A 9,625-nucleotide genomic window follows, 5' to 3' on the forward strand; every position below is an offset into this window, starting at 1 on the left:
CGCGCCGGGCCGCGAAGGCCAGGCGCGCAGTTTGTGTCCGCGCACAGGGGAAGAACGCGAGAACCGGGCAGCTCAGCCGACACACGCTCTCGCGCTGTAACGACGGGCTCAGCACTGCGCGAGCCAGGCGACGAACTCGTGGGTGCCACCGCCACTTGGGCAGCAGTCCCACGACCAGCTCGCCAGACCCGCCTTGGCGGCGGCCGACGAACCTCATCAGCGGGTCGTTGCCGAACGTCTTCTTCCATATCGCGGCGGCGTCCTGCTTCTCGGAGTGCGCCAGGACGAGGACGCCGTCGATTTCACCGCCGTTCGGGCGACGCCCAGCATTTTCGATTCCTGGTACATCGCTTGTGCACGCGGTATCGCACGCCATGCCCAACCGTCAGCCTGCGCGGCATCAATTCGACCGCTCAGAAGTCCCACACGTCACGACCCTAACTCCGGTTTTCACCCATGAGAGGGATACCCCGCGACGGCATTTCGCTGGCATACTGCCGTCGCGCTTGCGAGTTGCGCCGTCAGCGCAATCGTGAACAACAGTGAACGGAGATCACCCGTGTCTCACTTTTCACGAGTTTTCACCCTCACAGCCGCCGCAGCTTCAGCGACCCTGATCGGCGGAATGGTGCCTGCCGCCGCGAGCACCTCTCCAGCACTCGCATCTCGATCCCTTCACCGCCACTGCAAGTTCTACCAGGCGGCCGACAAGGCCCACTACAAAGATAGAGAAAACGCGGTATCCGGCCACGGATGGTGGATGAACGTCGACTGTCCCAGGGGAGTCAAGGCTGTCGTCACACTGCAACTGCAGGTGAAAATTCAGAATAAGTGGAAAAACCGCGGCGACCCCAAGAAACGCGCCCTGAAGTCTGGTCGCAGTAAAAGCACCAACGTGCGCCTCAAGTGCCACAGTCACCGCAACACGGTGTGGCGCGGGATGGTCGATGTTGATTTGATTGGCATGCCCGACACGCCGAAGAAGGGCTACGGCTACTCGACTAAAATTCCCTGCAGGCGGTAAGTTAGGTCTGTGCCCATGGACAGCGCCACGCACAACATGAGGATCGCTTTGCACGGTCGTCGCACCGGTGGCAGAGACCCGGATTGGGAGGCAGCTGGCGCCTTCTACACCAGGGCCACCACGATGGGGTGGCTTGCAACTGCTGACAGCGGCGGCGGTCGACTATGGGACACCAGTGATGCAGAAGATGATCCGGAAGAAGGCATCATTGCTTCCTACGAGGTGTCACTCGGTCACCGGTTGCCGACACATGAGCCCCTTTCGATAATTCCGTTTATGGCATGTGCATTCGATGCAACCCATCGACTCGGGAAAGTGTGCCTCGATGGCGCCGACATCACACTTCCCCTGCACGCCATGCGCAAGCCCGAGAGCAGCAGTTTCCCCCGCCAGCACGCCGTCGCATCACTATTGGCCACAGCGCAGTGGTATGAACGACCCAGCAGCACCGAGAAGGTGCCCGTGGTCTATCGCCTCGCCATGTCCGACTCCTCTGATCAGTCCGATATCACTCCATGGCTACTGGAGCTGCAGCAAGAGGTTGCGGAATTCATTCCCGACCCAGCGCCCCACCGTCTAGCCGCAGGAGAACAGAGCGCCGCCGGAACGTGTGCCTTGGTTGAATGGTCAGCGGAACTCATCGGATGGACCGCTGCGGTCTTCGCTGAAGCCGCACGCCAGAATTGCGCAAGCGAGTCCGCCACACTCACCATCTACCGAGCACCTCACGAAGGCCGAAGCATGACTCGAACCAGCCTCTGATCCCGAGAGGCGAGCAAGTGGTCTGGCGGTCGTCACCCTGTCGCAGGAGACGCCGAAACGGCTTGGAGGAGCTGCGCAGCTGGACGAAGGAGCGCGGCGAGGCGATGCACTCCAGCGCGGTGTGACGCCCGCACGTGGCCCGGGGCAGGGCCCAAGGTTCCTGCAGGGAATTCGACCCCTCAGTAGCACCGGAGACTGGTGTACACGGCGGACCCGCGGCCGACCTTCGCCTCAGCACCAGTTGGCGCGCAGAACCTCGCCTGCGGCCACGTTCCCGTGCCCAGCCAGCATGGTTCAACGGGGTTGTGGTATCGGTTCGAAATCTCTGGGCTACGCGGGCACCGGGCGTCGAGGACGACGTCGAGCATGGTGCTGGCGGACGAACGTGTGACCCCTGGGCGCTGGCGGCCGGGGGTTAGGCGCTGCCGCGGCCTTTCGCCATCTCCCGCAGCCGCTCCACGACCGCACGACAGTCCGAAACCGCCCGGTGATCTCCTCCGCGCAGCGGCTGCCAGGCGTAGTTTCCCCAGAAATCGGACCAGTCTCCGAACCAGTCCGAGTACGGCACCATCGCGTCCTCGGTCCGCACCTCACCGAGCCACGAGGCGGCGGCGGCCTGGGGGTCCTCAGCGGCTATCCGCACCGCTGGAGTGGCCAGTTCCGGGGCCGCGGCGAGCCCCTTGCGGAGTACGGCCAGCGTTCCGTCTTGGTGGCCGCGGTCCTTCAGCCCGGTGAGCGCCGCGTCCAGGAGCTGCGAGGCCGCCCGCCGGGTCTCCCACAGCTCCTGGGCGTCCCGCTCGCTGTTGCCGGCGCGCTGCACGAAGGGCTTGCGCTCGTGGGTGCCGGACAGGGCGAGCATGTCGGGGCGACCGTCCGGACGGCGGGTGTCGTCGGGGCAGGTGCGGTGGATGTTGGCCAGCAGCGCGCCGAGGGCGCGCGGGACGTCCCGTGTCTTCGCCAGGATCGCGCCGATCGCATCGATCAGTTCCTCATCCCCGTCTCGTGCGGCTTCGACCAACAGGGTGATGTAGTGGACGAGCTGGTCCTCGTTCTCGTTGTGGGGCTGAAGGGCACCGATCTTGTCGATCAGGAGGTTCAGGGCGGCGGCGCGCTCCCGATCGGCCTGGCTTTGGCCCCCAGGTCCGTTGAGCCTCCGTGCCGCCGCCCCGAGACGGTCGGCAGCTGCCTGCTCCAGCTCCTCCAGGTCGACGCCGTCGCGGCGGGCCTGTTCGAGGACTCCGTCGACCGAGACGTGGCCAGTGATCGTGTCGAGGTAGGCGCCGACCCCGGCGCCCGGCGGGAGGAGGGCGGCGTCGTTGTCCGCGGCAGCGGCCTCGGTCAGCTCATCGACGGGCCCGGAGGTCTTGTCACCGTCGAGCCGGGCCGAGGGGAGCAGTGTGCGGGGAATGCGTGACGTCAAAGCACCTGTCCCTACTTTCCGTTTGGCGTCGACTTCATAGTGTGGTTCCTACCGGGCTGGCTTGGCTGGTATTCGCGTAACCCGGCGCTCGCGAAGCCTTGTGGGACGCGGAGTGTTCCGGTGCGCTCACGGTCGTCCGGGACCGGCCCGCTGAGGCCCGCTTGGGCCCATCCCTCTCCACGGGACGGGATGACAACTCGTTTCCCGTGGAGCGCGACCTTCCCGTCCGTGCAACCCGGTCGAGTCGCTTGGTACGCACAAGCTGGCAGGGCGGCGATCCACGGCAGGGTGGCCCTCGCTGCAACGACCGGCCAACACCACGCAGCGTCCCTGACGCTCGCGGACCGACGCATCAATGCCAGCAGCAGCGGCCCAACTGTGCGGCCGCAGAACGGGACTGTCCATATGCATTCACTTCCGGAGGCGCTCGTGTTCGCCGCCGTAGACCAACGGCTGCGGAAAGCTGCACGCCATCGCCTGATCACTCGCGCGATCGCAGTGCGGCGGCAGCAACGGCGCGCTGCCCGCAAGCAGCGACGTGATCGCCGGGCCTTGAAGCAGCTACCGCCCCTGGATCTCCCGGATATCGTCGTGCAGCGCCATTCGTCGTGAACCCCGGTCTTGCCCTTGCCGGGTCGCTGGCGGCCAGGCAGTGCACGGCCCGGTGCACCACCGGCTCGGCTCTCATGCCTCAACTCGCCCCCGAGCGCGCACTTCACGGTTGAACCGCACCTCTCGCAGCCCAGGCACAGCCCGTCCGGGGTGAGCCTCCGAACGTCTCCTCTGCACTCTGCGCAGACCGGTTCATGGGCCGCCGGCTCAGGCGTCGTACGGGTCGCCGCCCGCAGCCGGGCCAGCTGGATCGAACCATTCCTGTGGGTACGGTAGGCCCCCAAATGCGCATGAAGACGGGCCGCAAGCGGGTAGCCGCCCGAGCACGTCCCAAAAACCTCAGCCGTAACGGGCTCATAGCCTGGATTTGCCGCAGCCGCCGCTCCGGGTGATTCGAAACGCCGATCTTGACAACAGACGAGGCGAGCGTGCCGATCACGTAGACCTGAGCTTGCATGGGACCCCCTGATCAAGTTGGCTTGTCTGTCCTCGCTGCGGCAACCAGACAGAACGCCCGCCCGAACGGTAGCGAGCAGGTCTGACACCCTGCGGTCACGCACTCCCGGCCAGCTCCTGGACGCGGTGACGGGCACAGACGCTGCGGGTTGGCAGGGCTTCACGGTCGCATCGCGCATCTCCGTCCCGACCGGAACAGGTCTCCTGCTGAGCCGGCGCGGCGCGAGCTGCCGATGTGAAGACGGCCATCACGGAAGATTCCTCGCGGCAGGGCTTGCACAGCCCGTCAGCGAGGGCGCGGCCGGTCATGAAGATCCGGGCGCCACAGTCGCTACAGCAGCCGCGCGGTGGACCTTCCAACTTGTGCTGCACCGGTACGCGGGCGGGGGTGCGGATCGCGTCGTCCAGCTCGCAGTCAGCGCAACGCCCCGCTGGGCCGGGGCGGGTGCCGTGGGCGGGACATAGCCCCTGGGCGATGCGCTGGGTACGCTGCCGGGCGGTGTACTTCTCCTGGACGATTTCGGTGCACACCTCGCACTTCCTGCCGGTCGTCCAGAGGACCCCGGCTTCGCAGTCGTGGTGGCCGCAGCCCCAGCGTGGCAAGGCCACTCCGAGCAGCCATCGTCCCGGGTCGCGGATGTCGGCGAGCATTACCTTGGCGAACCGGGTGGTCAGCCGGTGATGGAGGCGTTCGGCGGCCGTACCGCCGCGGAGCTGGCGGCCCACCTCCCGGGCGATTTTCCGGACGATGAAGTCGTTGTGCACGCGCTCCAGCAGGAGGTGCACCGGCTCCAGCACAGCGTAAATGTGCGAGCTCATGGCCAACTGCGGACCGTTGTACGACGGCCGTGCAGACCCCCGGCCCCTGCTGCGGCGTTCGAGTTTTGAGGGGGCGGGGTGGTTGTTTCCACCCGCGCGAAGCGCGAGACCACCACAGCCTTCAGCCGGCGCGGCGGCATCAGCCGGGTTTTCCACAGGCCCAGCGTCCCCTACCGGTACATCGCCTATGGCGGGTGAGACGAGTGCGCGCGCGTCATCGGGTGAGTCAGTCCTAGGTGATTCCTCATTCGCGAGGGACCCCTCACCAACCGGCGAACCCGATCCCTCACCAACTTGGGAACAGCCCGCCCCTTGTGCCTCTTTTTCCACAGCCGCCTCAAGCACCCCGCCGGCCCCCTCGCCGACACCATCCGGCCGAGCCTCGGGCGCCATGTCGTGCGCGATGTACCGATTGCGTCCCTGCGTCCCCGCACGCCGCTGCACCGTCACCCAGCGCGCGGCCTCCACCTCGTCCACGACCGCCGAGGCCGCCGTTACCGACAGCGGCTCACCCGCCTTCTTCCCCGAGTGGTGCCGCAGACCGGCCGCCAGCTCCGCCTGCGTCAGCGCGATCCCCCGCGCCTGCGCATACGCGATCAGCGCGTATGCGCGCAGCTGCCGGGACGTCAGGTCCTCCGCGGCAGCCACCGGCACCCACACGAATGCCTCCGTACGGCTCATCGGCCGCACCGTGCGCAGAGCAGACCGTCCACGGCCGCTCGGCAGTGTCCGACGCTCCGAGAAGAGCTCCACTACACCATCCGGGTCCGGGCGGCGTAGCTGCGTCATCCCACGCTCCACCGACGCCGGCGACAGCCCCAGGTAGGAGGCGATCGTCACCGACTTCGCCTGACATCCCTCCGGACGCGCTGCCAGCGCCTTCACCTTCACGTACACCGACAGCGCCACGTCCTGGTAGTACGGCGACATCACCAGACGCATCGGCACCCGAACCCGCTGTCGACGCACCGGCCCGGTTTCGATGACAGAGCTGGTGGCGACTTCCGGCATCACAGCAGCTTCCGCCGCCGCGGCACTCACCAGTCCTCCCTGCCTGGACCTTGCGAAACAGATACCAGGGTGAATGTGTTCATACCGCCCGATAGGGCGAATATCGCCCCCTCGGCGACACGGAGGGTTGTGATCTCAGTCTCAGGCGAGGGGTGGTTTCGCCAGGTAATTGGCTCGATCAGTGATACGCAGGCATGCCAAAACTGGCGTGCCCTCGTGCAGTCATGCACAATGCTCCTGTCGCGGGCTTCCGCCTGACGGCACGACGAAGCCCCTAACGGTGCTTCTGGTTCTGGAGAACCTGAAAATTGAACTGTTCGCCTGGTCTGCCAACCGGCGAACGATCCCTTCGGGGGGTCCTGCCAGACCCTCCGGTGTCATGAGGGGCGCTGAGCTGAGGTGACTGCCATATCACCTGAGCTGAGCGCCCCGGCGGCCCAGCCGCCCCAGAGCTAGATCATCCCAACCCCCTCCACACCAGAGGTGTGTGTCGAGGCGGCCTCAGAGAGCACGAACACCCCGCCGAAGAGCCAGCGACGCCTATGCGGCTGCTGGCACCACGGCGGGGTGCGGTGTGTCTGCGGGAGGGGAGCGGTACCCTGGTCCATGTCGATCATCCTCGTATGGCTATAAGGGTGTTCGGCAGGCCTTCGGATCCCCATCACAAGATCCGGCGGCCACTGTGGCCCCTCCCGGCTTGTCAGGCCGGTCGACGGGGCCACTCTTCTTTTTGATCAACGTCGGGGACACGCTACTCCTCCGACTGGGCGTTAGAGATGTCAGGGGGCGCCCGTGTTGCCGTCAGGGAGTTCGGTTAGTCAAGGGCATCTGCTCGTTCGGCCAGTTCAAGCAGTTCTCGCGGCGCATTCGTGCCAGCAACGAGAACCAGCTCATGAATGGTCGCGCGGGCGGCCTTGTGGGTCTGGACGATCTCTGGTGCGATCGCCTCTGCGCGCAGCAGACAGTCGAGGGCTTCGCTCCCATGTCGCCTCTGCGCGTGGGCTCGTCCCAGGTCCATCAGCAACCTCCCCTGACGCTCTGAGGAGAGGTCGTCAGCGTTGATGGTGAGACCGATGTCCAGGGCTACCCCGGCGTCGCCGAGCTCGACGGCGGTACTCACTGCCTGGATCTCGACGTTGACCGGGCCGAACTCCAAGTTGAAGTCGTTCCTGTTTTCGCCCAGTTGCGCAGCGATTTCGCGAGCCCTGGCAATCTCTTCATTGGCCTTGGACCGGGCGCTGGCGCGTGAGTGAACAAGGGCGAGTCCTAGATGCAGGGAGCCGAGGACGGACAGGGTCGGCGGTGAGCTGCTGCCCTGTTCCTCCAAGGCGTCGATGGCCGTGCGGGCGGCGTGTTCGGCTTGGCCGAGGCTGCGTAGCCGCACGAAAGCCTGCACCATGCGGAAGATGCTTGCGCTGACATGCAGCGGGTCACCGGAACGTTCTGCGGCGAAGACAGCACGGTCGGCGGCGACCCACGCCGCGTCGGCTTCGTCTTGCCGAACGAAGGCCGCAGACAGGGCCTGGTAGGTGCGGGAAAGCAGCAGGTACAACTCCGAGTGCTGCTGTTCACCGGCCATCCGAGCTGCCCGCTCCAGCTCAGGCAGCAGCTCGACCGTCAAGGCGCTGACCTGTGCCAGTTGTCCCGCGTGCGTGAGTTCCCAAAGGTCGTTGACGTCGCGGCGCAGTGCCTCCAAGTCGCCGCGCAGTTCCTTCCCGCTCTTGCCTTTGATGATGCCGGCCGGACTGACCAGCAGGGTGCGGAGGGCGGGATGGCCGGAGATCAGCCGCCGCGTTTCGTCAAGGTCATTGGACAGTGAGAGCGAAGCCGGAGCCGGTGACTGCTTTCCCAGGTCTGCAGGCGCGCCCGGACGCAGCTGCCCCATAGATACCCCCAACTCATCGGCAAGTTGTTGGAGCAGATCGACCCGCTGCACGGGCTGAACGCCTCGCTCAACCTGCGACATCCAGCTGCTGGTCTTCCCGAGCGCGGCGGCTAGCGCGGCCTGTGTCCGTCCCCGCTCCTTGCGGTACTTCTGAACGCGCCGACCAAATGCGCGGTCCTGTGGGGCCACGTTCTTCCCAGTCGGCTTCATCACCCCGCCGCCTCGGGGCGCTTGCTGAGATCCCCTAGTTCGTTGAGAACAGTCACCTCAGTGCTGGCCAGGAACTGCCCGCGCGCGGCAAGGAAGCGTTTGGTATGGGCCTGCTCCTCGTGGGCCTGGAAGGCGTCCTGGTCGGCGTAAAGCTCGTAGAAGACGCGCACCAACGGTTCGCTGACCGGTGTGTGTACGACGTAGACCAGCGTGCCAGGTTCCGTGCGGATTCCGACTGCCGTCTGGGCAACCAGCTCATCGAACTGCCGGGCAGCTGTGGCGTCTCGCATGGTGAATCGCACCGTCAGTGCATATCCGCTGGACATGGGGCGCCTCCCTCTCTACGTCTCACTGTCACGGGATACTTTCTCACACTGGGTACAGCAGTACTAGCACGCACTTCTAGTGTTGACTCGCACTAGAAGTGCGATTACCTTCGAAGTGCGGCACCGAGCCTCCTCCTAGACGGGGCGAAGTAGCCCCCAACCGCATAGCGCAGCACCGCTCCGAGCTCTGTGTCCGCCCACTTGGTGGGTGCCGGGAGACGAACCACGAGGTCCCCGGTCGGCTCTTTGCGGGTGCAGCCCGACAGCAGTTGCGCTGCCTGTCCGTCATGGCCCTCGTAAGTCCGTGACGGGCAGGGAAGGCAGCCGTCGTCGTTCGAAGGAAGCTCTGATGAAGCACAACGGCCGGCCCCCGATCAGGGCGAGCAAGGTCGACGCCGACCGCATCAACCTGCGAGAAGGTGAGAAGCGGACCGTCGTCTGCGGCGACTGCGGCACCTGGCGAGTCATCGAGGGCCGCATGGTCGCCGCGCACCGGGCCGAGCCGCGAAGCAGCAAGCCCCGCAAGCGTCGCCAGCTCCCCGAGGACCGCGTGCCCCGTTGCCTTGGCAGTGGTCAGCGCATCTGGTTCGACATCACTCCCGACCAGTGGCGGGCCCGATACGAAAGGCTGAGCAGCCACCGGCAGGACCAGGGCATGAACCCCGGATCGCGGCGCACCACCCGCGTCAAGCGGATGAGCAACACGCCCCCGCCGCCAGCCAGCAAGCTGATCCCCTCCCTGCCCACGGCGAAACGGGCCTTCGAGAAGTACAAGGCCCACCGGAACGGCTGCTCGACCTGCACCGGCCGCACCCACTGCACCGACGGTGCGCGCCTCGCCGCCGAATACGTGCGGCTCCTGGACATGGAGCCGCAGAGCCAGCGAGTGCGCGCGGGAATGGAGCAACTACGGAAGCTAATCGAGCGATTCCTGGCCGAACAACTGCCGCGACGCCGAGCCACCGAGTGGGCCGCAGTCCTCCCGGATGTGCAGGACGCCGACACCCGACGTACGCAGCGCCCCAATGGAGCCGCCCCGATCACCGATTTCGACGTGCCGCTCAAGAATCTGCACCCAGCACGCTGACATCACCACGACG

7 protein-coding genes and 1 pseudogene are annotated in these 9,625 nt (G+C 66.2%); 3 read left to right on the forward strand and 5 right to left on the reverse strand.

The window, feature by feature from the left end:
- Positions 1 to 160 precede the first annotated feature (160 nt).
- A pseudogene (locus EEJ42_RS52840) lies at positions 161 to 304 on the reverse strand (IS1380 family transposase); the annotation flags it as partial.
- Between the two features lie 255 nt (positions 305 to 559).
- Between EEJ42_RS52840 and EEJ42_RS50285 the strand changes: the two are divergent.
- Positions 560 to 1,024, forward strand: coding sequence for a hypothetical protein (locus EEJ42_RS50285; protein WP_148081964.1), 465 nt, complete (start codon positions 560 to 562; stop codon positions 1,022 to 1,024).
- 15 nt (positions 1,025 to 1,039) lie between these two features.
- Positions 1,040 to 1,786 carry a hypothetical protein gene (locus EEJ42_RS50290; RefSeq protein WP_148081965.1) on the forward strand — a complete coding sequence of 249 codons (747 nt, stop codon included), beginning with the start codon at positions 1,040 to 1,042 and terminating at the stop codon, positions 1,784 to 1,786.
- A 415-nt stretch (positions 1,787 to 2,201) separates the two neighbouring features.
- Here EEJ42_RS50290 and EEJ42_RS15740 read toward each other — a convergent pair whose 3' ends face one another.
- The 4 genes from EEJ42_RS15740 to EEJ42_RS15755 form a co-directional block, all read right to left on the reverse strand.
- On the reverse strand, positions 2,202 to 3,206 hold the full coding sequence (locus tag EEJ42_RS15740; RefSeq protein ID WP_123100559.1) for a hypothetical protein: 1,005 nt from the start codon (positions 3,204 to 3,206) through the stop codon (positions 2,202 to 2,204).
- Between the two features lie 1,164 nt (positions 3,207 to 4,370).
- Positions 4,371 to 6,134 (reverse strand): hypothetical protein, encoded by a 1,764-nt coding sequence (locus tag EEJ42_RS15745; RefSeq protein ID WP_246096758.1) that lies wholly within the window; start codon positions 6,132 to 6,134, stop codon positions 4,371 to 4,373.
- Between the two features lie 784 nt (positions 6,135 to 6,918).
- Positions 6,919 to 8,199, reverse strand: a complete 1,281-nt coding sequence (locus EEJ42_RS15750; protein ID WP_123100560.1) for a helix-turn-helix domain-containing protein — start codon at positions 8,197 to 8,199, stop codon at positions 6,919 to 6,921.
- Positions 8,199 to 8,525, reverse strand: coding sequence for a putative quinol monooxygenase (locus EEJ42_RS15755; protein WP_123100561.1), 327 nt, complete (start codon positions 8,523 to 8,525; stop codon positions 8,199 to 8,201). Before EEJ42_RS15755 ends, EEJ42_RS15750 begins: the two co-directional genes overlap by 1 nt.
- Before the next feature lie 349 nt (positions 8,526 to 8,874).
- Here EEJ42_RS15755 and EEJ42_RS15760 point away from each other — a divergent pair, with 349 nt between their 5' ends.
- On the forward strand, positions 8,875 to 9,612 hold the full coding sequence (locus tag EEJ42_RS15760; RefSeq protein WP_123100562.1) for a hypothetical protein: 738 nt from the start codon (positions 8,875 to 8,877) through the stop codon (positions 9,610 to 9,612).
- Positions 9,613 to 9,625: the final 13 nt, after the last annotated feature.

It is taken from the genome of Streptomyces botrytidirepellens (assembly GCF_003721215.1).
Taxonomy (GTDB): Bacteria; Actinomycetota; Actinomycetes; order Streptomycetales; family Streptomycetaceae; genus Streptomyces; species Streptomyces himastatinicus.

Coding starts and splice junctions, on each gene's coding strand:
- EEJ42_RS15750 (WP_123100560.1), bottom strand. CDS start 8,199: ATGAAGCCGACTGGGAAGAACGTGGCCCCACAGGACCGCGCATTTGGT.
- EEJ42_RS15760 (WP_123100562.1), top strand. CDS start 8,875: ATGAAGCACAACGGCCGGCCCCCGATCAGGGCGAGCAAGGTCGACGCC.
- EEJ42_RS15755 (WP_123100561.1), bottom strand. CDS start 8,525: ATGTCCAGCGGATATGCACTGACGGTGCGATTCACCATGCGAGACGCC.
- EEJ42_RS50290 (WP_148081965.1), top strand. CDS start 1,040: ATGGACAGCGCCACGCACAACATGAGGATCGCTTTGCACGGTCGTCGC.